18 protein-coding genes and 2 tRNA genes are annotated in these 20,462 nt (G+C 63.2%); 7 read left to right on the top strand and 13 right to left on the bottom strand.

The features are described from left to right. Nucleotides 1-13: 13 nt before the first annotated feature. The 4 genes from PQ457_RS11990 to PQ457_RS11975 form a co-directional block, all read right to left on the bottom strand. Nucleotides 14-514 carry a hypothetical protein gene (locus PQ457_RS11990; RefSeq protein ID WP_273617062.1) on the bottom strand — a complete coding sequence of 167 codons (501 nt, stop codon included), beginning with the start codon at nt 512-514 and terminating at the stop codon, nt 14-16. A 150-nt stretch (nt 515-664) separates the two neighbouring features. Continuing rightward, nucleotides 665-739, bottom strand: a tRNA-Asn gene (locus tag PQ457_RS11985). 64 nt (nt 740-803) lie between these two features. Beyond that, nucleotides 804-878, bottom strand: a tRNA-Asn gene (locus PQ457_RS11980). 125 nt (nt 879-1,003) lie between these two features. After that, complete coding sequence (locus PQ457_RS11975) at nt 1,004-1,783, bottom strand: NAD kinase (protein WP_168603890.1); 780 nt, start codon at nt 1,781-1,783, stop codon at nt 1,004-1,006. A gap of 241 nt (nt 1,784-2,024) precedes the next feature. On the opposite strand from PQ457_RS11975, the gene PQ457_RS11970 reads away from it, so the two are divergent. Together PQ457_RS11970 and PQ457_RS11965 are read left to right on the top strand one after the other, a co-directional pair. Beyond that, nucleotides 2,025-3,344 carry a GGDEF domain-containing phosphodiesterase gene (locus tag PQ457_RS11970; protein WP_168604103.1) on the top strand — a complete coding sequence of 440 codons (1,320 nt, stop codon included), beginning with the start codon at nt 2,025-2,027 and terminating at the stop codon, nt 3,342-3,344. Nucleotides 3,345-3,559: 215 nt separating this feature from the next. Next, nucleotides 3,560-4,021 carry a cache domain-containing protein gene (locus PQ457_RS11965; RefSeq protein WP_273617061.1) on the top strand — a complete coding sequence of 154 codons (462 nt, stop codon included), beginning with the start codon at nt 3,560-3,562 and terminating at the stop codon, nt 4,019-4,021. 214 nt (nt 4,022-4,235) lie between these two features. Here PQ457_RS11965 and mfd read toward each other — a convergent pair whose 3' ends face one another. The 3 genes from mfd to PQ457_RS11950 form a co-directional block, all read right to left on the bottom strand. Beyond that, nucleotides 4,236-7,727 carry a transcription-repair coupling factor gene (mfd, locus tag PQ457_RS11960; protein ID WP_273617060.1) on the bottom strand — a complete coding sequence of 1,164 codons (3,492 nt, stop codon included), beginning with the start codon at nt 7,725-7,727 and terminating at the stop codon, nt 4,236-4,238. Between the two features lie 190 nt (nt 7,728-7,917). Beyond that, nucleotides 7,918-8,202: an FAD assembly factor SdhE gene (locus PQ457_RS11955; RefSeq protein WP_273617059.1), complete on the bottom strand. Its 285-nt coding sequence runs from the start codon at nt 8,200-8,202 to the stop codon at nt 7,918-7,920. 60 nt (nt 8,203-8,262) lie between these two features. Continuing rightward, a complete protein-coding gene (locus tag PQ457_RS11950) occupies nt 8,263-8,649 on the bottom strand; it encodes a host attachment protein (RefSeq protein WP_273617058.1) in 387 nt (128 codons plus the stop codon). A gap of 161 nt (nt 8,650-8,810) precedes the next feature. Between PQ457_RS11950 and recG the strand changes: the two genes are divergently transcribed. Continuing rightward, a complete protein-coding gene (gene recG, locus PQ457_RS11945; RefSeq protein WP_273617057.1) occupies nt 8,811-10,868 on the top strand; it encodes an ATP-dependent DNA helicase RecG in 2,058 nt (685 codons plus the stop codon). 255 nt (nt 10,869-11,123) lie between these two features. Here the strand turns inward: recG and PQ457_RS11940 are convergent, their stop codons facing one another. Beyond that, nucleotides 11,124-12,083 (bottom strand): 2-hydroxyacid dehydrogenase, encoded by a 960-nt coding sequence (locus PQ457_RS11940; protein WP_273617056.1) that lies wholly within the window; start codon nt 12,081-12,083, stop codon nt 11,124-11,126. Nucleotides 12,084-12,288: 205 nt separating this feature from the next. Here PQ457_RS11940 and PQ457_RS11935 point away from each other — a divergent pair, with 205 nt between their 5' ends. Next, nucleotides 12,289-13,137: a TorF family putative porin gene (locus PQ457_RS11935; RefSeq protein ID WP_273617055.1), complete on the top strand. Its 849-nt coding sequence runs from the start codon at nt 12,289-12,291 to the stop codon at nt 13,135-13,137. A gap of 98 nt (nt 13,138-13,235) precedes the next feature. Here the strand turns inward: PQ457_RS11935 and PQ457_RS11930 are convergent, their stop codons facing one another. Next, entirely contained in the window at nt 13,236-14,171 is a 936-nt protein-coding gene (locus PQ457_RS11930; protein ID WP_273617054.1) for an isopenicillin N synthase family dioxygenase, read from the bottom strand. Nucleotides 14,172-14,248: 77 nt separating this feature from the next. On the opposite strand from PQ457_RS11930, the gene PQ457_RS11925 reads away from it, so the two are divergent. Together PQ457_RS11925 and PQ457_RS11920 are read left to right on the top strand one after the other, a co-directional pair. Beyond that, the gene (locus tag PQ457_RS11925; protein WP_172341505.1) at nt 14,249-14,668 is read left to right on the top strand and encodes an EVE domain-containing protein; all 420 of its coding nucleotides are present in this window, start codon (nt 14,249-14,251) and stop codon (nt 14,666-14,668) included. A 113-nt stretch (nt 14,669-14,781) separates the two neighbouring features. Then, nucleotides 14,782-15,072, top strand: coding sequence for a hypothetical protein (locus tag PQ457_RS11920; RefSeq protein ID WP_273617053.1), 291 nt, complete (start codon nt 14,782-14,784; stop codon nt 15,070-15,072). Nucleotides 15,073-15,098: 26 nt separating this feature from the next. Here the strand turns inward: PQ457_RS11920 and PQ457_RS11915 are convergent, their stop codons facing one another. Then, a complete protein-coding gene (locus PQ457_RS11915; protein WP_273617052.1) occupies nt 15,099-16,460 on the bottom strand; it encodes an acyl-[ACP]--phospholipid O-acyltransferase in 1,362 nt (453 codons plus the stop codon). Between the two features lie 247 nt (nt 16,461-16,707). Between PQ457_RS11915 and pgsA the strand changes: the two genes are divergently transcribed. Continuing rightward, the gene (pgsA, locus tag PQ457_RS11910) at nt 16,708-17,301 is read left to right on the top strand and encodes a CDP-diacylglycerol--glycerol-3-phosphate 3-phosphatidyltransferase (protein WP_273617051.1); all 594 of its coding nucleotides are present in this window, start codon (nt 16,708-16,710) and stop codon (nt 17,299-17,301) included. 215 nt (nt 17,302-17,516) lie between these two features. Here pgsA and PQ457_RS11905 read toward each other — a convergent pair whose 3' ends face one another. Genes PQ457_RS11905 through rnd form a run of 3 tightly spaced genes read right to left on the bottom strand, consistent with a single transcriptional unit; the run spans nt 17,517 to nt 20,327 of the window. Next, a complete protein-coding gene (locus PQ457_RS11905; RefSeq protein ID WP_273617050.1) occupies nt 17,517-18,149 on the bottom strand; it encodes a YitT family protein in 633 nt (210 codons plus the stop codon). 46 nt (nt 18,150-18,195) lie between these two features. Then, complete coding sequence (locus tag PQ457_RS11900; protein ID WP_273617049.1) at nt 18,196-19,092, bottom strand: hydrogen peroxide-inducible genes activator; 897 nt, start codon at nt 19,090-19,092, stop codon at nt 18,196-18,198. Then, the gene (gene rnd, locus PQ457_RS11895) at nt 19,089-20,327 is read right to left on the bottom strand and encodes a ribonuclease D (RefSeq protein WP_273617048.1); all 1,239 of its coding nucleotides are present in this window, start codon (nt 20,325-20,327) and stop codon (nt 19,089-19,091) included. Before rnd ends, PQ457_RS11900 begins: the two co-directional genes overlap by 4 nt. Between the last annotated feature and the right edge of the window lie 135 nt (nt 20,328-20,462).

The raw sequence follows: 20,462 nt of genomic DNA, 5'->3' as shown, positions 1-20,462 counted from the left end.
GCGTCATTGACACTTACGGCCCTTCCTGATGCTGCTCGGCCCTTTCGACATCGCTGGTAATGCCTGTAAGGCGGCGTTTGACGCGGACATGGTCGCCGGCCATGGTCTGGGGCAGTCCGGTGCGGATCTGCTGGCTTTCGCTGCCCGATGATCCGGGCTGGACATGCATGTCGATGGATTGTTCGCTCGAATGCAGCCGGGTGCAAGCGCGCCGGGGCGAATCCTCATCGGGGCAGGCGAAGGCCTCGGTCCACATGTTAACCGTGACGATGGCCGAATCGGTGCCGTTATAGACTGTCACCGGCAGGTCCAGCACCAGTTCGCCGCCGCTGATCGTGCCCTTCGTCCCCTCTGTCTCGACCTGAACGCCGCCTTCGACGAAGTGGCGGCTCGTTTCCATCATGCGCCATGCCGCCGTGCCCCCCGCCAGCAGGAAAAGCGCCAGCAGCAGATGGGCAGGGCGCCATCGCAGCAGATGGCGCGCGTCGCGCGGATGGAGGGTTTGGGTCGGCATCGGGCTTCCTGACGGGGTCTGGAAACAGCCTATGCATTGCTCCTTGTTAAACAGGCGCTGCAAAATGGGGTGAATGCAAATTAAGCGTGTTTTTGCGCAGGGGAGGCAAAATGCGCCGCGCGGCGCTTTGTCGCTGGTCTTTATGAAGGGTGGCTCCCTGAGTAGGATTCGAACCTACGGCCGCTCGATTAACAGTCGAGAGCTCTACCGCTGAGCTATCAGGGAACAGTCCGGCGATGCCGGGCGGTGTATGGTTTCATCGCCGGGGCCGATAACCCAAGTGATGAAATGGCTCCCTGAGTAGGATTCGAACCTACGGCCGCTCGATTAACAGTCGAGAGCTCTACCGCTGAGCTATCAGGGAACAGTCCGGCGAACCGGGCAGGTGCGCGCCAATACCATCTTGTCCGGCTTTGACAAGCCTGCATTGGCACGGAATGGAATTTTTTTGCCTATCATGTGGAAAAGTCGGTGGATTTAATCGCGGGATTACACCTGAAACTGCTCGGCAAAGATTCGCTCGTCCAGACTCGAATGACGGTCGAACAAGAGCGTGAGCGTATGTTCACGATGCGCGGCCACGCGGACATGGGCGATGTCGCGCACTTCCTTCTGGTCGGCCACCGCCGCTACCGGGCGCTTGTCGGGTTCCAGCACGCGGAATTCGACCGTGGCATTGTCCTTGATGATCGCGCCCTTCCACCGGCGCGGGCGGAACGGGCTGATCGGGGTCAGCGCCAGAATGCCGCTGCCCATCGGCAGGATCGGGCCGTTGGCCGACAGGTTATAGGCGGTCGATCCGGCGGGCGTGGCCACCAGAATGCCGTCACAGGCCAGTTCGGCCAGACGCACCTTGCCATTGACGGAAATCTCGATCTTGGCCGTCTGGCGCGTTTCGCGCAGCAGCGAGACTTCGTTGATCGCATAGAAATGCTGCGTCTCGCCCGCCCATGTGGTGCAGGTCATCTCCAGCGGCGCCACGGCCAGCTTGCTGGCCTTGGCCACGCGGGTGGCGATGGGCTTGGTCGATTTGGGCTTGTTCATCATAAAGCCCACCGTGCCGTGATTGAGCCCATAGGCCGGGATCACGCGCCCCGCGTCCAGCATCCGGTGCAGCACCGTCAGCATGAAGCCGTCGCCGCCCAGAACCACCACCACATCGGCTTCTTCGAGCGGCACCCAAGGGTGGTCATTGGCCATCAATTCGGCCGCCGCCATCGCCTTGGGCGTGTCCGATACCACCAGCGCCAGGCGCAATTCTTCTGTCATTGCCGAAATTTCCGCTTTGCAAAATGGCTGTAAATTGGATCGCCGGGCTGATGGCTGGCCCTTGTGGGCCTCATAGGCGGGCTTTTTCCCAATTGCCAGCGCGGCCTTTGGGACAAGGTCCAATCAAGAGAAGGTTTTGGCAAGAGCTTATCGCCTATGTTAAAAGCTTGTTCGAACAAACAGCGTGAAAGCACCGATGCCCTTTCGTCACAATTTGCCCGCCGGGATTATACCTGCGGTGATGCAGGACCATGACGATGCGGGCCGTGATCCGCTGACCGGTCTTTTGACGCTGGATGCATCGCGCGACCGGTTGGCCGAATGGGTGGAGCAGGGCAAATCGGCGGCCGAAACGGGCGGGGGCATTCCGCGTGTCCATGCGATGCTGATGGGCATCCGCCGGTTTGAAACGATCAATCTGGCCTATGGCGAGGCGACAGGCGATGCCGCGCTGATCGAGGTGGCCACGCGCATCGCCCGGCTGGCGACCGAGAGCCTCAACGGCCCATGGTTTGCCGCGCGCGGGCCGGGGGGCACATTCCTGCTGATCGTGGACGAGGCATGCAGCCGCGAGCGCTGGCACGCCTTTGCCGACCAGTTGGCCGACCGCATCGCCCAGCCGATCCAGCGCCGGGTGGGCACGTTGCGCCTGTCGCCGCGCATCGCCCTGCTGCGCGTGCTGGTGGGCGAAAGCGCGGAGAGCGCGATGGACCGACTGGCCCAGACGCTGGCCGTGGCGCAGCGCGATGTGGCGCGCCGGGTGGTCTGGGTCGATGGCGAGACGAACCGGGCGGGGCGCACGGCGGCGCAATTGGAGGCCGACCTGCTCCACGCCATCGACAAGGGCGAGATCGAGGTCCACTACCAGCCGCAATTCGCGCTGGACGAGGAAGGCAACGAGCATCTCTCGGGCGCCGAGGCGCTGGCGCGATGGAACCATCCCAAGCTGGGGCGGATCGGGGCGGCGGCACTGTTTGCGATTGCCGACCGGGCCGATCATCTGGCGCCCCTGTCGCGCCATATTGCCGAAACTGCGCTCAATGCCGCCTCGGCATGGCCGGGGCATCTGCGGCTCTCGCTCAATGTCACGGCGGCCGATCTGGCGGCGGTCAGCTTTACCTTTGATCTTGGCAAGGCGCTGGGCAAGAGCGGCTTTCCCACCGACCGGCTGACGCTGGAGGTGACCGAGCAGGTGCTGGTGGCGGATATGACGCTGGCCGAAAGGTCGCTCTCTGATCTGGCGCGGCTGGGGATACGCATTGCGCTTGATGATTTCGGGGCGGGTTTCTGCAATTTCCATTACCTGAAAACCTTGCCGCTGCATTACCTCAAACTCGACCGTTCGATGGTCGACGGCATCACCGATGATCCGCGCGATCTGGCGGTGCTGCGCGCGATTGTCGCCATGGCCAAGGCGCTCGACCTTGATGTCGTGGCCGAGGGCATCGAGACCGAAGCCCAGCGCCTGACCGTCGCGCGCGAGGGTTGCGCCTGTTATCAAGGCTTTGTCCGCGCCCAGCCGATGCCCGAGGCGGCCTTTCTGGCGCTGGTGCGCGGCTGAACCTCATACCCTGCGCGCGCGCGGCCTTATCCCTTCGGCCAAAGACAAACTGCCCCATCGGCTTGATCTGGCTCCACGACCGGCGCGCGCGGGCGTGCCACATACACTGTCATCAACGCCGCATGGAGGCTGGCGCTGAATAGCTGCCAAGCGGTGGGCGAGCGACCTGCGGTCAGAACGCAGGCCGGGCCCGCCGAGGATGGAGATCAGAAGTGATGACCGTGTTCTCTCGTTTGCTGCTCGCCCCCGCGCTGTTTGCGCTGGCCGTTCCCGCCGCCATCGCCGCGCCCCATGCCAGCTCGACCGAGGCGCAGGGCCTGCTCGACCGGGCCGTCATGGAATTGACCAAGGAAGGCCCCGCCAAGGCCTTTGCTGAATTCAGCGACCCCAAGGCAGGCTTTGCCCACAAAGACCTCTACGTCTTCGTCTTTAACACCAAGGGCGTCTATGAAGCCACCGGTGCCAACCCCAAACTGGTCGGCACCAGCGCCATCGACATGACCGATGCCGAGGGCAAGCTGCTGGTGCAGGCCATCATCGCCTCGGTTAAAGACCAACCCGAAGGCCGCGTTGATTATGTCTGGCTCAACCGCGCCGACAACCGCGTCGAGCACAAGGTCTCGCTGGTGCGCCGGGTGGGGGATCATATTGTGGGGGTGGGGTATTATAAGGGATGATTTTTGAAGGTGTTATGCCTCCGGCGGGTTAAGGGCGGGGGCCCTTAACAATCCCGTTTTGGGGTGGCGCTTCCTTGGCCAAGAAGCGCCCATCCGCGAAGCGGTTTAACAGCCTGCGGCGCGGCAATGTCGCGTAACGCCAAATCCTTGGCGCAACATGGACAGTATCGGGATTGTTAAGGGCCAAGGCCCTTAACCCGCCGGAGGCCAACCCTTACTTCTTCTTCCCCTTCCGAGCCACCGCACTCAACCCCTTGGTCAGTTGGAACAACCCATTCAACCGCGCCTTGGGGTCGCCCCATGCGCGCTGGACCACCAGTTTGGAATCGGGCCGCAGCTTGACCGCCCCGCCTACGCGCTCGACATAGGCGAACAGCCCGGCGGGATCGGGGAAATTATCGTTGTGGAAGGCCACCAGTGTGCCGCGCGGCCCGACGTCGATCTTGGCAATATGGGCCTCGATGGCCTGTCGCTTGATCTGGATAAGCTGGATGAGGTTTTCGGTGGCCGAGGGGAGGGGGCCAAACCGGTCGATCATCTCGGCCGAGAGCGCCTCGACTTCGCGCGTATCCTCGGCATCGTTCAACCGGCGATAGAGCGCCATGCGCACGGCCAGATCGGGGACATAATCCTCCGGGATCATGATCGGCGCATCGACCGTGATCTGGGGCGAGAGGCCCTTGGTGCTTTCACGCTCCAGCCCGTATTCGCCCGCCTTGGCCGCCAGAATCGCATCCTCCAGCATCGATTGATAGAGTTCGAAGCCTACCTCGCGGATGTGGCCCGATTGCTCGTCGCCCAGCAGATTGCCCGCGCCGCGAATGTCCAGATCGTGGCTGGCCAGTTGGAACCCGGCGCCCAGCGAATCGAGATCGCCCAGCACTTTCAACCGCTTTTCCGCCGTTTCATTCAGCGCCCGCCCGCCCGGCGTCGTCAGATAGGCATAGGCCCGCAGTTTCGAGCGCCCCACGCGCCCGCGCAACTGATAGAGCTGGGCCAGACCGAAGCGGTCGGCGCGGTGGATGATGATCGTGTTGGCCGAGGGGATGTCGATCCCGCTTTCCACAATCGTGGTCGAAACCAGCACGTCATAGCGCCGCTCGTAAAAGGCGCTCATCCGCTCTTCCACTTCGCTGGCGCTCATCTGACCATGGGCGGCGATATATTTGACCTCGGGCACGGCGGCGTGCAGCCAGTCCTCGATCTCGGCCATATCGGAAATGCGCGGTACAACGATAAAGCTCTGCCCGCCGCGATGGTGTTCGCGCAGCAAAGCCTCGCGCATCACCACCTCGTCCCATTCCATCACATAGGTGCGCACGGCAAGCCGGTCGACCGGCGGGGTCTGGATGGTGGAAAGCTCACGCAGGCCCGACATGGCCATCTGCAAGGTGCGCGGGATGGGCGTGGCGGTCAGCGTCAGCATATGCACGTCGGCGCGCAATTGCTTCAACCGTTCCTTGTGGTTGACGCCGAAACGCTGCTCTTCATCAACGATAACAAGGCCCAGCCGCTTGAATTTCACATTCTTGGCCAGCAAGGCATGGGTGCCCACGACAATGTCGACCGTGCCATCCTCAAGGCCCGCGCGGGTCAGGCTGGCCTCCTTGTCGGGCACGAGGCGCGAGAGGCGGCCCACGTTGAGCGGGAAACCGGCAAAGCGCTCGGTAAAGCCCTTGTGATGCTGGCGCGCCAGAAGCGTGGTGGGCGCGACCACGGCCACCTGCTGCCCCGCCATGGCCGCCACGAATGCCGCGCGCAGCGCCACCTCGGTCTTGCCAAAGCCCACATCGCCGCAGACCAGACGGTCCATCGGGCGGCCGGACGCCAGATCCTCGATGACATCGGAAATCGCCGCTTCCTGATCCTCGGTCTCGGCCCACGGAAACCGGTCGCAGAAGGGATCATAGCTGGCCGGATCAGCGAGCAATGCGGGCGCGGTTTTCAGCGCGCGCAGGGCGGCGGTTTTCAGCAATTCATGCGCGATCTCGCGGATACGCTCGCGCAATTTGGCGCGCCGCTTCTGCCATCCTTCGCCGCCCAGCCGATCCAGCGCAACGCCTTCGGATTCGGACCCAAAGCGCGAAAGCACATCGAGATTTTCCACCGGGACATAGAGCTTGTCGCCCCCGGCATAGGTCAGCATCACGCAATCATGCGCCGATCCGCCGACCGGGATCGACTGCAACCCCTCATAGCGCCCGATGCCATGCTCCATATGCACGACCAGATCGCCGGGCGTTAACGCTGCCAGTTCGGCAAGGAAAGCGTCAGCCGATTTCTTCTTCTTTTTGCGGCGCACCAGACGGTCGCCCAGCAGGTCCTGTTCGGTGACCAGCTCGATGTCGGCATTGGCAAAGCCGGTGTCGAGCGGCATGACGATGGCCGCCACGCGGCCCGTCCCGGCAATACCCAGCGCCTCCTGCCAATTGTCGGCAAGCGTGGGGCCGGGGGCTTGCGCCTCGGCCAGGATCGACGTGATGCGCGCCCGGCTGCCGGTGGAATAGGCGGCAAGGATGGCGCGGCGGCCCGAACGCGCGGCGGTCAGCAGGTGCTTGGCGGCGGCCTCATAGGCATTGTCGCCCCGCGCGCGTTCAGGGGCAAAATCGCGGGCATTGCCAAAGGCGAAATCAACCGTGGCCGCGCCATCGGGCTGGGGGAAAGGCTCGGCGCGGTGGGCGGGCCATGCGGCAAGGCGCGCGGTCAGTTCATCCTGGGTCAGATAAAGCGAGGCCGGTTCGAGCGGGCGATAGGCGCCGGGGGCCTTGCCCGACGTGTCCTTGCGCGCCGCGTAATAGTCGGCAATGTCGGTCAGGCGCTCTTCGGCGGCATGGGCCGCCGAGGCATCGACCACCAGCAGATCATCGCCTGCCAGATGGTCGAAGATCGTGACCAGCCGGTCCTCCAGCAGCGGCAGCCAATGTTCCATCCCCGCCAGACGCCGCCCATCGGTGATCGCCTGATAGAGCGGATCGGAGGTGGCCGTCGCCCCGAACATCTCGCGGTATCGGGTGCGGAAGCGCTTGACGGTGGCATCCTCCAGCATCGCCTCGCTGGCGGGCAGCAATAGGTGCTGGTCCACCGTGCCCACGGTGCGCTGGGTATTGGGGTCGAACAGGCGCAGCGTCTCGATCTCGTCGCCAAAGAAATCGAGGCGCAGGCCGTGTTCCATGCCGGAAGGAAAAATGTCGAAGATCGAGCCGCGCACCGCATATTCGCCAGCATCCGCCACCGTATCGGTCCGCGCATAGCCCGCGCGCGAGAGCAGCGAGGTCAGCGTCTCGCGCCCCACCTCGGCCCCGGATTTGAGCAGGCGCACCGATTCGCGGATGCGGAAGGGCGTGAGCACCCTTTGCAGCACGGCGGCAATCGTCGTGACCAGTAGTTGCGGAGTCTTGGCGGGCTGTTGCAACCGATGCAGTGCGGCAAGGCGGCGCGAGGAGACCGACAGCGCCGGGCTGGAGCGGTCATAGGGCAGGCAGTCCCACGCGGGAAATTCAATGACCTCCAGCTCTGGCGCAAAGACCGGGGCGACATCGGCAATACCGCGCATCGCGGCATCATCGGCCGCCACAAATACCGCGCGGCCCCCCTTGTGCGCCGCGCTGCGCGCCAGATCGGCCAGCACCAGAGGCTGGCTGCCGCGCGACAGGCCCGCCAGCGTCAGGGGCGATTTGGCGCCAAGAATGCGGGAGATATCAGCCATGTTTCGTCCGTGTTCAAACAGCCCGGAGGCAACAGCAATCGCCCGCCGCACCGATTCGGTGGGCGGGGGCGTGGGTTGCTTGGCGCTTTAGGGGAGATTGAAGGGGGAGGAAAGGGAAGCGATGGGGGATGCCCCAAAGAGAAGGGATGATGCGAGGGTCATAACCCTCGCATCTATCCTTTAAACCCGTTCAACGCGGAATATCGACGTAATCCAGCTTTTTCAGCGCGGCCATCATCGGCCCTTCATATTCGGGCGGGGTATTCAGCGTGCCCAGCGCCCAGCCCATGATGTCCACATCTTCCTCGTCGATCAGCTTTTCGAACCAGACGAGCTGCTGCTCGCCCCACTGGGCATGGAACGTGTCGAAGAAGCCGCCGATCATGTAATCGGCCTCACGCGTGCCGCGATGCCATGCGCGATAGTGCAGGCGTTTCAGACGGTCCTGATGGGCTTGGTCAAAGGAGTCGGTCATAGGGCCTCGGTTAGGCCAGCGCGGGCCGCAGATCAATGATTGATGCGGCCCGCAAGCCTGTCAGCGCCCGCGCAGCTGCGCGAGAATTTCAGGGCCTCTGGCCTCGCCCAGATCCTTGGCCAGTTCGCCCAGCAGCGCCTGCTCGATGCCCTTGGTATAGGCCTTGCGCAATTCGCCAAGGCTGCGCGGGGCGGCGATGACCACAAGATGGGCGATCCGGTGTCCCTGCACTTCCTGCGCCAGCCATTCGATGGCGGCGTTGGCATGGGCGTCATGGGCCATGGTGACGGTCGAACCATGATGGCTGGCGCCCGAATGGTTATGCGCGTCCAGATGCGGGGCGGGGGCCTCGGCCAGCTCCGGGTTGGCCTCATCGCCAATATTGCGCAGCAGGCGGAAATTGCGGGCGTCGATCACGGCGATCACGGTGCCATGGGGCAGAAGCATCTTTGTCTCCATATCCTCCCGGTGTTGTCGGCCGGGAAGGAAACAGGACGCCGATTTCGCGCGGCCGTCCATGCGCAAGGTCAAATTGCGCCCAAGGTCAAATTGGTCAGGGCAAAGATTCGGGAGTGGCACCTTTTGTTCCATGCGCTAATAGCCTGTCCATGCGTCCTGATTTGCTCAATCCGCTGTTTGCCGAGGCCAGTGGCCTTAAAGGTGTGGGGCCGGGTCTGGCCCGTCCGCTGGAAAAGCTGGGGCTGAAACGGATCCGGGATTTCATCTATCATCTGCCCGACCGTTTCGTGCATCGCCGCGCGATTGCCGATCTGGACGAGGGCAGCATCGGCGAACAGGTGGTCATCGCGCTGACCCCGGTGGAATATCGCGGCGGGCCCTCGCCCAAGGCGCCGTTTCGCGTGCTGGCCGAGGATGCGAAAGGCAACCTTTGCACGCTGGCCTATTTCGGGCGCAATGCGGGCTGGGCCAAAAAGCAGTTGCCGCTGGGCGAGAAGCGCTGGGTCGCCGGGCGGCTGGATCAGTTCGGCCAGAATTTGCAGATCGTCCACCCCGACCATGTGAACCCGGAAGGCGCGGCCATGCTGGGCCAACTGGCCGAGGCGATCTATCCCTTGTCCGAGGGCCTGACACAGGGCCGGATGGCCGCGCTGGTGCAGCAGGCGCTGACCCATGCGCCGGACCTGCCCGAATGGTGCGAGCAGGGCGTGGTGGACCGGATGGGCTGGCCGGTCTGGCGCGAGGCTTTGACGCAGGCCCATCGCGATGAGCACAAAGAGGCGCGCGACCGGCTGGCCTATGACGAATTGCTGGCCAATTCTCTGGCACTGATGCTGGTGCGGGCCAGCAATCGCCGGACGCAGGGGCAGGCGTTGCGCGGGGATGGGCGGCTGCGCGGGGCTTTGAAATTGCCCTTTGCGCTGACTGGCGCGCAGGCCCGCGCGATTGCCGAGATCGAGGGCGATCTGGCGCAAGCGGCGCCGATGCTGCGTTTGCTGCAAGGCGATGTGGGGTCGGGCAAGACCGTGGTGGCGCTGGAAAGCCTGTTGATCGCGGTGGAGGCCGGGGCACAGGGGGCTTTGCTGGCCCCGACCGAAATCCTTGCGCGCCAGCATTTTGAGACTTTGCGCCGGATGGCTGCGCCGACGGGCGTCAATATTGCGCTCTACACCGGACGCGACAAGGGCCGCGCGCGCGAATCGATCCTGATGGGATTGATGGATGGCAGCATCGACATCGTGATCGGCACCCATGCGATCTTTCAGGACGCGGTGGTCTATCGCAATCTGGGCCTTGTGGTGATCGACGAGCAGCACCGCTTTGGCGTGGGCCAGCGGCTGATGCTGACGCAAAAGGGCAAGGGCACGCATTGCCTGGCCATGACCGCCACGCCCATCCCGCGCACGCTGACGCTGGCGCAATATGGCGAGATGGATGTGAGTCGCCTCGACGAGTTGCCGCCGGGGCGTCAGGCGATCGACACGCGTGTGGTGGCGCAGGAACGGCTGGGCGATGTGGTGGAAGCCTTGGCCCGCCATTTTAGCACCGGGCAGCAGGCCTACTGGGTGTGCCCCATGGTGCGCGAGAGCGAGGTGGCCGACCTTGCCGCCGCCGAGGAGCGCCACGAGATGCTCTCGCTGCGCTTTGGCGAGGATGCGGTGCTGGTCCATGGCCAGATGAAGCCCGAGCAAAAAGACGCCGCGATGGAGCGTTTCGCCAGCGGGCAGGCCAAGCTGCTGGTGGCGACCACGGTGATCGAGGTGGGCGTGGACGTGCCCAATGCCACGCTGATGGTGATCGAACAGGCCGAGCGGTTTGGATTGGCGCAACTCCACCAGTTGCGCGGGCGCGTGGGGCGGGGCAGCGAGAAATCGACCTGCCTGCTGCTGCGCGGCGAGACATTGAGCGAGGTTTCACGCGAGCGACTGGCGTTGATGCGCGAGACGCAGGATGGCTTCCGACTGGCCGAGGAGGATCTGCGTCTGCGCGGCGGGGGCGAATTGCTGGGCACGCGGCAATCGGGGGATACGCCGTTTCGTGTGGCCTCGCTCGATCAGATCACGCGCCTGTTGCCGATGGCGCATGATGATGCCCGCCTGCTGATTGAGCGTGACGGGGGGCTGACCGGAGAGCGCGGCGCGGCGGCGCGGGTGTTGTTGTACCTGTTCGAGCGGGATTGGGGGGTGCAGTTGTTGCGGGGGGGATAGAAAAAGGGTTTGCCTCCGGCGGGTTAAGGGCGGGGCCCCTTAACAATCCCGTTATGGGGTTGTGTATTGTTGGCCGTATTGCGGGTTGGTTGATAAAGCCTGCGGCGCGGCGGAGTTACGCTGCTTGGCGCCGCAGGCTTTCAAATACGAACGCTGCAATTTTGCCCTTCGTGCGACCCCATACGCCACCCCATTAACGGGATTGCAAAGGGACCGAGTCCCTTTGCCCGCCGGAGGCCCTTCTAAAAAACCCGCTTACAAAATCCCCAAAACCTCCGCCACCGGGGTCAACGCGCCGCGCCCGGAAAACCAGTTGACCAGATTATCCACCACCAGTTGCCCCATGGCGGCCCGCGTACTGACCGATGCCGATCCGATATGGGGCAGCAGCACCAGTCCGGGAATGTCAAGCAATTCGGCGGGCACGCGCGGTTCGTCCTCGAACACGTCGAGCCCGGCGGTCAGGATTTTTCCCTCGCGCAGGGCGGCGATCAGCGCCTGCGTATCGACCACGCTGCCCCGCGCCACGTTGATCAGCACGCCGTCAGGCCCCAGCGCTTCGAGCACGGCCGCATTCACAGTATGGCGCGTGGCCGCGCCGCCGGGGATCAGCACGATCAGCACGTCGACCGCCTGCGCCAGCGCCAGCGGCGTGGGGTAGTAGGCATAGGGCACGTCCTGGGGGCGGCGTCCGCAATAGGCGATATCGACGGCGAAACCTTCAAGCCGCCGCGCCACCGCCTTGCCGATGTCGCCAAGGCCCAGGATGCCCACGCGCCGCCCGCGCAGCGAAGTCGAGAGCGGGAAGGAGCGTTCGCGCCATCGGCCTTCGCGCAGATGGCGTTCGGCGGCGGGGATCTGGCGAATCGTGGAGAGCAGCAGGCCCAGCGCCAGATCGGCGGTTTCCTCGGTCAGCACGCCGGGTGTGTTGGTGACGATAACCCGCCGGGCCAGCGCCGCATCGACATCGATATTGTCATAGCCCACACCAAAGCTGGCGATGATTTCCGCGGATGGCAGATGCGCCAGCAGATCCTCGCCCACCCGGCCATAGAGGGTCGATGTTGCCACGCCGCGAATGCGCGGGCCGACTTCATGCAGAAAGGCCGGTTTGTCCGAAACCTGCCAGAGATGATGGGTGGTAAAGCATTCGCCCAACTGGGCAATGACGGTCGGCAGCATCGGTGCGGTGATCAGAATTTCTGCCGGAATCATGGGCTTTCCAATGTACATGGTGCTATTTTTGCAACGCCTGTATCGCAATTGCAGCATGAAATTTCGTTTTATCGTTGAAAATGGAATATTGATACGCTAATCACCGCGTGTCGGACACGAAACCCAAAGACGCCAAAGCGTCAGGATGGCTTCGGTTGCGATTGCAGGCGGGACGACATCTCTTGTTCAGGGTGGAGTCCACATAATGAAGGCACAAAAGAATTTCCGCGCGTTGGCTGGTCTTGCCGGTATAGCTCTGGCGCTCAGCGCTCAGGTGGCCAAGGCTGAAGACGCCGCGCCCGCCGCTCCCAAGGAATTCACCGTTACGGGCAGCGTTTCTGTTCTGAGCGACTATCGCCTGCGCGGCGTTTCGCAGACCGACCGCGGCAAAACGCTGCAGGCCGGTGTGACCGTTACCCACAAGAGCGGTTTTTACGGCAGCATCTTCAGTTCGAATCTGGCCGGTTGGGGCACGTTCGGCGGTCCGAACCTCGAATTCGACCTCATCGGCGGCTATGCCAAGGCGGTTGGTCCGGTCACGATCGATGCCGGTCTGACCTGGTACATGTATCCCGATGGCGCGGCCAAGACCGACTTTGCCGAACCCTATGTCAAGGTTTCGGGTGCGGTCGGCCCGGTCAGCTATCTGGCAGGCGTGGCCTATGCCCCCAAGCAGAAGGCATTGGGCAACTATTCGAACACCTCGTACAGCTATGGTCAGGCTTACGATAACCTCTACCTGTGGGGCGACACGTCCTATGTCATCCCCTCGACCAAGCTGAAGCTCAAGGGCCACCTTGGTTACTCGAAGGGCAACCCTGGCCTTGGCCCCAACGGCACTTCGGTGGCGCCCACGGGTTCGTATTTCGATTGGCAGGTGGGCGGCGAATATCCGGTCGGCCCCTTCACTTTCGGCGTGTCCTGGGTTGATACCGACATTACGGCTGCCAAGTCGGCCTATCTCCAGCCCAACTTCTCGGTGCAGAACGGTCGCCTGAAGGGCGCCAGCATTGCCGGAAGCACGGCGCTGTTCTCGGCGACCGTATCGTTCTGATGCCCTGATCTGTGGGCGCTTTCGTGAGGGATGGCGCCCGCAGAGCGGGTTGAACAGGGCAAGAGCGCGGGAGAGGGATGGCCTCTCCCGCGCTTTTCTTATTTTTTCAGGCCGATTTCGCGCAGACGCTCCTGCAGGTAATCATCAGCCGTGATCGAGACCGGATAGCGGTCGGGGTTTTCCGGCGTGATGCATTGCGCCAGCGTCCTGAAGGGAAAATCGCTGCGCAGATGCAGGAAGAAGGGCATCGAATAGCGGCTGTGCGCGGCGCGCTCGGCGTCCGGGTTGCGCACGCGGTGGGTGGTGCTGGGTAGCACATGGTTGGTCAGGCGCTGGAGCATGTCGCCGATGTTGATGACGATCGCGCCTTCGGGCGGGGCCACGCCGACCCAGCGCCCATCCTTGGTCAGCAGTTCAAGCCCTGCCTCCTGCGCGCCCAGCAGCAGGGTGATGAGGTTGATGTCCTCATGGGCGCCCGCGCGAATTGCCCCGCCTTCGGCATCGGCCACCGGCGGATAATGCAGCAGGCGCATCACCGAATTGCCATCCTCGATGGCCGGATCGAACCAACCTTCGTCCAGCCCCAGATGCAGCGCGATGCGCGAAAGGATGGTCGCGCCCGCCTTGTCGAATTCGGCGTAGAGACGGGTAAAGACCTCTTGAAAACCCTCGGGCGAATCGGGCCAGACATTGGGCGCCATGCTCGTTGCCAGCGGCGAACCCTCGGGCAGATCGCGCCCGACATGCCAGAATTCCTTCAGGTCATGCGCCTTGGCGCCCTTGGCGATCTCGGTCTTGAACGGAGTATAGCCGCGCGCGCCGGCGATGCCTGGGATAAAATACTTGCGCTTTTCCTCCTCGGGCAGCGCGAAGAATTGCGCGGTCAGCGCCCATGCAGACTCGATCAATGCCGGATCGATGCCGTGGTCCTTGACCAGCGCAAAGCCATATTCGCGGAAGGAGGCGCCGATCGCGCGGGCAAAATCGGCCGGGGCATCGGAAAGCGAGAGAACGGGAAGTTTGGCAAGATCCATGGGTGGTTCCGTGTTGCAACAGGCGCTAAGCTCGCGCCATCCATGATGCCTCTTTAGGCGATCCGAGACGGGGACGCATGACCAAAATCAAATCCTATTGGCTGATGAAGTCCGAGCCGGACGCCTATTCCTATGACGATCTGGTCAAGGAGGGCGAGGGGACGTGGGACGGTGTGCGCAATCACCGTGCTGCCAACAATATGCGCGCGATGCAGCCGGGCGATCTGGCCTTTTTTTACCATTCGAACATCGGGCTGGAAATCGTGGGGATCATGGAGATCAGCCAGTCGGGTCTGACCGATCCTTCGGATGAAACGGGGCGCTGGGCCTGTGTGAAGGTAAAGCCTGTGCGCAAGTTGAAGCGTCCGGTGACGCTGAAACAGATCAAGGCCGATCCGGCGCTGGCCGATATCGAAATGCTGCGCCTCTCGCGTCTCTCGGTCAGTGCGATCACGCCGGAGGAATGGGATTATATTATCGCGCTTTCAGGAGGTTAACTGGCCATGGCGCCTGTCCCGATCTGGGGCAGGGCGCCCCCGTCCCAAATGGGGACGGGTTAACCATTGTGGCTCGCTTTCGCAATGGTGAACAAATTCTTAAACCTGCGGGCATGAGACGTTCACTGGTTCTGGGTGACGAGAGCGCCCATCATCCTTTTCTGCAAACGCTGCCGCCCCATGTGCGGGTGGATCGGCCGGTTGCATCGCCCCGGCATGAGGCGCCCGCACCGGCGCCCAAGGCTGCGGCCGCCGATTGGTTTCGACGCCATGCCCATGCCGCGCCGCATATGGTGGCCTCGCGCGCGCGCCATTGGCGCCGGGGTCTGACCATGCAGAATCTGCGCGAATTCCTGCTGGCCTATTGCGCCTGTTTTGTTGCGGTGATGGCCTTTATCGCCTGAGCGAAAGGGCCGTCACGCAAAACAGGTCAGGCAAAAGGACGGGGGCCGCCGTTGATCTCGGCCTCGCGCTCGGCCCGGACCAGCAAAATGGCCAGCCACGCCGAAATCAGGCACATGGCCGCCGAAATCAGCACCAGATCGACGATCTCTACCCCTGCCGCGCCAAGGCCCACGGCAATTGCCGCGCCCACTACCATCGCGCCCGAATTGACCACATTGTTGGCCGCAATCGTGCGCGCGGTCTGCGATTTGTCGACGATGGTGGTGAGGAACGCATAGAGCGGCACCACGAACATGCCGCCCGCCACCGCGATCCCGCCCAGCGTGGCCAGCAGCAGCGGCGTGAGCGGATGGTGCATAAATTCACCGATGCTCATCAAATGGCCGTCGACCGTGGCGGGAAAACGGGTGCAGACCTGTTGAAAGGCTACGACGAAGAGCGCCATCACCAGCACCGAGGGCGGCGAATAGCGGGCCGAAACCTTGCCCTTGAGCAGCGCGTTGATCGACACGGAACCCAGCGCCACGCCGATGGAAAAGATCACGAGGAACAGGCTGGCCACTTCCTTGCTGGCGCACAGCACGCGCTTGGCCAGCAGCGGGAATTCGATGAAGAGCACCGCGCCCACGGTCCAGAAAAAGCTGATCGAGGCGATGGCGAGGAACACGCGGCGGTCATGCATCGTGTTCCTCACCAACTGCGCCGAGGCGCGCAGGATGTGGAAATCGAGCGGCTGGGCCTCTTCCTGCGGCGGGGCGGGGGGCACCGAAAGGCAGGTGCCATAGCCGACAAGAGCCGTGACGAACACGCCCGCAGCGGCCCATTCGACCGGAATGAACCCGGCCAGAATCGTGCCCGCCAGAATGGCGATATAGGTGCCCGCCTCAACCAGACCCGTGCCCGCCAGCACTTCCTCGCTTTTGAGATGCTGGGGCAGGATCGCATATTTGATCGGGCCGAAAAAAGTCGAGTGGATGCCCATGCCCAGAAGGGCAAACAGAATCAGCGGCATGGCCACCGGCATCAGCAGCATGTCCTGCCATGGCTCAAGAATACCGTGCTTGGCCTGCCAGGCGATGACCAGCCCCGCGCCGCCCGCGATCATGATCCCGATTTCGGCCAGTTTGACCCAGCGGATGATCTGCGCCTTGTCGCGCATGTCGGCCAGTTGTCCGGCCAGCGCCGAGAGGATGAAGAAAGGCACGATGAACAGCGCCGAGGCCACCGCCGAGAAAATCGCCTCGGACTTCTCCGAGTTGAACACGCCATAGACCACGAAGAACACCGCTGCGTTCTTGTAGAGATTGTCGTTGAACGCGCCCAGCAATTGCGTTGCGAACAGGGGCAGGAAACGCCGCCGATGCAACAGGTGGGTGGATGTCGTCATGCTGTGTTGTCGATCCTTGTTGTGCGCGCTGTCCTAGCGAAACACACGGATGGGGCAAGAGGGGTGATGGGCGCGCGCAAAATTCACCCGAGGGGCGAACAGAGGCGGCAACGGGCGCTTGCGCCTGCGGCGGACCGCATAAATGCTACGCTGTAGGGGGCGCTTGGGGGCGTAACCCAAGGAAACGGCGTCTCTTCGATTACCGTGTCTTTTTTGCGTTGCGGTTAGCGGCTATGGCGATTCGGTCATGCTCACTTTGCCCAACCTGCTCACCCTGTCCCGAATCGTCACCGTGCCCGTGCTGGTCTGGTTGCTGTGGTGGCCCGAATGGACCGCAGGCTATGCGCTGGCCTTTGGCGTCTATTCGCTGATGGGCATCACCGACTATTTCGACGGCTATCTGGCCCGCGCGCAGGGGGCGGTCAGCAAGCTGGGCATTTTTCTCGATCCCATCGCCGACAAGATCATGGTCGCCGCCGTTATCCTCGTGCTGACGGCCAAGGGCGTGCTGACGGGGCCTTATGTGGGCGAACTCCACGTGATCGCGGGGCTGATCATTCTGCTGCGCGAGATTGCGGTGTCGGGCCTGCGCGAATTTCTGGGAGGCATCCAGGTGTCGGTGCCGGTGTCCAAACTGGCAAAATGGAAAACCACCTTCCAGATCCTGTGCCTTGGCGCGCTGATCCTGGGCCGGGCGATGCCGTGGTGGCTGGTCGATGTGGGCGGCTATGTGGTCAATCTGCCCCATACGGTGGGCCTCACCACGTTGTGGGCGGCGGCGGGGCTGACGCTGATCACCGGGTGGGATTATCTGCGGGTCGGGTTGAAACATATGGATTGAGGTTTGGTTTGCCTCCGGCGGGTTAAGGGCCTCGGGCCCTTAACAATCCCATTAATGTCCATGTTGCGCTGTAATATCACCTTTGCGCCACATGGCCCCGCCGCAGGCTTATAAACCGCTTCGCGGGTAGGGCTTCGTTTGCCAGTCCAGCACCACCCCATAATGGGATTGCAAAGGGACGAGTCCCTTTGCCCGCCGGAGGCAAATCTACCGGTTCAAACCTCGCTGCGATACCGATCCGGCCGGTGCCAGACCAACACCACCCCGTTCATCACCAGCGCCGCGACCAGCGACCAGAAGCCACGTTCAAAGCCCAGCACGGCAAAGGCGGAAGAGACGATCACCGCGTCGATGGCCATACAGATCGCGCCAAAATGCCAGCCTTTCCATTGGGATAGCCAGCGAGCAATGACCGCAAGGCCGCCCACGCCCGTGGCATGGCGCGTGACGGCCAGAATGCCGATGCCCAGCGCTGTGCCGCCCACGATGGCGGCCATGGGCATGGTGATGCGCGCGATGACCAGATTGGCCGCCACCACATCAACCAGCGCCATGATGGACAGCGTGGCGATGGTGGTCCGCAGGATATAGGGCGTGCCCAGCCGACGCCAGAACAGTGCAAAGATCGGCAGGTTGATCCATGTGAACAGGCTGCCCGGCGGATAGGGCAGGACATAGGAGAGCAGCAGCGCCACCCCTGCCACGCCCCCGGTGATCAGCCGCGCCTCGTGCAGCAGGTCCAAACCAAGGCCGATCAGCAGGCAGCCGTTGGCGATGCCGAAAATGTCTTCGACAAGCGTGTGGGGCACCGTGGGCGAGGCGGCGGATTCGGTAAGGGGCTCTGTCATGATGTTTCGCCCCCATGACATAATATTGCGCCGCGCGCAATATGCCTTACCCCGCCCGCAATTCCTCGGCCAGCATGCGGAACTCCTCTGACCGAGGCGATTGCCGCCGCCAGACCAACGCGATTTCGCGGTTTGCGCTGTCGGACCGCAGGGGCCGGGCCACCACATTGGTCCCGTTCAAAATCCCCGCATCCAGCGCCATTTCGGGCAACATGGTCAGCCCCAGCCCATTATCCACCATCTGCACCAGCGTGTGCAGCGAGGTGCCGATCATCGTGGCCGAAGCGCGCAATTCGGGCCGGTTGCAGGCCGCCAGCGCATGTTCCTTCAGGCAATGGCCATCCTCGAGCAGCAGCAGCCGGTGCTCGTCGATCAGGTCGGGGCTGATTTCGGCGGGCGGGTCGCGCGGGTCGTCCTTGGGGAAGGCGACGAAGAGCGCGTCCAGTTCGATGGTTTCCTTCTCCACCTCGCCCGTGGCAAAGGGCAGGGCCAGTAGCACGCAATCGGCCCGCCCGTGGTGGAGCGATTCGATGGCCTGCGCGCTCGGCTCCTCGCGCAGGAAGAGCTTGAGATTGGGCCGTTCGCGTCGCAGGCGCGGCAACATGCGCGGCAAGAGGAAAGGCGCGATCGTCGGGATCACGCTCATCCGTACCTCGCCCGAAAGCGGCTGGGACGAGGAATGGATGAGGTCGGACAATTCCTCGGCCTCGCGCAGGATGCGGTGCGATTTGGCCACCACCGCATTGCCCAGCGGGGTGAAGCGCACATTGCGCTTTGTCCGTTCGACCAGCACCACGCCCAGCAGCGTTTCCAGATCGCGCAACCCCGCCGACAGCGTCGACTGCGAGACAAAGCACGCCTCTGCCGCGCGGCCGAAATGGCCGTGTTCATGCAGCGCGACCAGATATTGCAATTGTTTGAGCGTGGGCTGGTAAACGCTCATTCTTCCTCGCCCGCTTCCTGTTCAACGGCGGGTGCTTCGGGATTGGCTTCCCGCATGTCGCCGTGCAATTCGTCGACATGGGTCATTTTCAGCCGCCCGTTGACCACCGCAAAGGCCAGCTTGCCCTCGACCAGATCGAGCGCATCGCGGCCAAACACGCCATAGCGCCAGCCTTCCAGCACGCTCACGCCCTTGCGCACGCCGGCGGCCAGCAGTTCCAGATCATCGCTGCGCGCCAGCAGGCGGGCGGCCACGTCGATTTCGCGCGCCCGGATTTTCAGCAGCAGTTTGAGCAGATCGGCAACCAGCGCGCCTTCCTTGCCCAGCGGCGCCCCGCGCGGGGTCTTGGGCGGCATTTCGGCCTCGCTCAATGGCTGCGCATCGGCCAGAGTCTGCATCAGCCGCTTGCCGATGTCATTGTCCTTCCAGCCGGTGGAAAGCCCGCGCACCTTGGCCAGATCGGCCTGAGTCTTGGGCGGATGGCTGGCAATATCGGCCAGCGTTTCATCGCGGGCGATGCGGCCGCGCGGGATGTTCTTGTCCTGCGCCTCATATTCGCGCCATGCGGCAATCGCGCGCAAACGGCCCAGCATGGCCGGATTGCGCCCGGCGGCCTTGATTTTCAGCCATGCGCTCTGGGCATCGTTGCGGTAATTGTCGGGATCGGCCAGACGCTCCATTTCCGCGTCCAGCCATTGCCCGCGCCCGGTTTTGATCAGGCGTTTCAGGATCTTGGGAAAGATCTTGGAAAGATGGGTGACGTCGCCGATCGCATATTCGATCTGGCGCTCGGTCAGAGGGCGGCGGCTCCAGTCGGTGAAACGCGCGCCCTTGTCGATCACCAGCCCCAGCCAGCTTTCGACCAGATTGGAATAGCCGATCTGCTCGCTCTGGCTGATGGCCATCATCGCGATCTGGGTGTCGAAAATCGGGTGAGGGGTCTTGCCGGTCAGGTTGTAGATGATCTCCACATCCTGCCCGCCCGCGTGGAAGATCTTGAGCACATCCTCGTTGTCCACCAGCAGGTCGAGCAGCGGGGACAGATCGAGGTCGGGCGCCTTGGGATCGATGGCGGCGGCCTCATTGGCATCGGCGATCTGGATCAGACACAGTTCGGGCCAATAGGTGCTCTCGCGCATGAATTCGGTGTCGACACAGACGAATTCGGCCTTTGACAGACGGCTGCAAAGATCGGCCAGCGCGTCCGAAGTGGTGATGAGCTTGTGAATCTTCATCGGTTTCTTTTCTATGCGCCAACCCTTATGGGCCGGCTTGATGGTTGGCCCGGATGCGGGCCGGAGCCTGCCGACAGCGCGAAAAGCGCATATCAGCGGGCGGTTTTGGGCCGGTCTTCGACCCTGTCGGCTTGA

This window comes from Novosphingobium humi (assembly GCF_028607105.1).
GTDB classification, from domain to species: Bacteria; Pseudomonadota; Alphaproteobacteria; order Sphingomonadales; family Sphingomonadaceae; genus Novosphingobium; species Novosphingobium humi.
Note: the sequence above shows the minus strand (reverse complement) of the source record. Positions and strands in the feature narration are given on the sequence as shown.

Excerpts from the sequence above, each read along its gene's own strand:
- PQ457_RS11990 (WP_273617062.1), bottom strand. The coding sequence starts at position 514 with ATGCCGACCCAAACCCTCCATCCGCGCGACGCGCGCCATCTGCTGCGA.
- recG (WP_273617057.1), top strand. The coding sequence starts at position 8,811 with ATGCGTCCTGATTTGCTCAATCCGCTGTTTGCCGAGGCCAGTGGCCTT.
- PQ457_RS11935 (WP_273617055.1), top strand. The coding sequence starts at position 12,289 with ATGAAGGCACAAAAGAATTTCCGCGCGTTGGCTGGTCTTGCCGGTATA.
- PQ457_RS11965 (WP_273617061.1), top strand. The coding sequence starts at position 3,560 with ATGACCGTGTTCTCTCGTTTGCTGCTCGCCCCCGCGCTGTTTGCGCTG.
- mfd (WP_273617060.1), bottom strand. The coding sequence starts at position 7,727 with ATGGCTGATATCTCCCGCATTCTTGGCGCCAAATCGCCCCTGACGCTG.
- rnd (WP_273617048.1), bottom strand. The coding sequence starts at position 20,327 with ATGAAGATTCACAAGCTCATCACCACTTCGGACGCGCTGGCCGATCTT.
- PQ457_RS11930 (WP_273617054.1), bottom strand. The coding sequence starts at position 14,171 with ATGGATCTTGCCAAACTTCCCGTTCTCTCGCTTTCCGATGCCCCGGCC.
- PQ457_RS11920 (WP_273617053.1), top strand. The coding sequence starts at position 14,782 with ATGAGACGTTCACTGGTTCTGGGTGACGAGAGCGCCCATCATCCTTTT.
- PQ457_RS11950 (WP_273617058.1), bottom strand. The coding sequence starts at position 8,649 with ATGCTTCTGCCCCATGGCACCGTGATCGCCGTGATCGACGCCCGCAAT.
- PQ457_RS11955 (WP_273617059.1), bottom strand. The coding sequence starts at position 8,202 with ATGACCGACTCCTTTGACCAAGCCCATCAGGACCGTCTGAAACGCCTG.
- PQ457_RS11925 (WP_172341505.1), top strand. The coding sequence starts at position 14,249 with ATGACCAAAATCAAATCCTATTGGCTGATGAAGTCCGAGCCGGACGCC.
- PQ457_RS11970 (WP_168604103.1), top strand. The coding sequence starts at position 2,025 with ATGCAGGACCATGACGATGCGGGCCGTGATCCGCTGACCGGTCTTTTG.
- PQ457_RS11940 (WP_273617056.1), bottom strand. The coding sequence starts at position 12,083 with ATGATTCCGGCAGAAATTCTGATCACCGCACCGATGCTGCCGACCGTC.
- PQ457_RS11905 (WP_273617050.1), bottom strand. The coding sequence starts at position 18,149 with ATGACAGAGCCCCTTACCGAATCCGCCGCCTCGCCCACGGTGCCCCAC.
- PQ457_RS11900 (WP_273617049.1), bottom strand. The coding sequence starts at position 19,092 with ATGAGCGTTTACCAGCCCACGCTCAAACAATTGCAATATCTGGTCGCG.
- PQ457_RS11915 (WP_273617052.1), bottom strand. The coding sequence starts at position 16,460 with ATGACGACATCCACCCACCTGTTGCATCGGCGGCGTTTCCTGCCCCTG.
- pgsA (WP_273617051.1), top strand. The coding sequence starts at position 16,708 with ATGCTCACTTTGCCCAACCTGCTCACCCTGTCCCGAATCGTCACCGTG.
- PQ457_RS11975 (WP_168603890.1), bottom strand. The coding sequence starts at position 1,783 with ATGACAGAAGAATTGCGCCTGGCGCTGGTGGTATCGGACACGCCCAAG.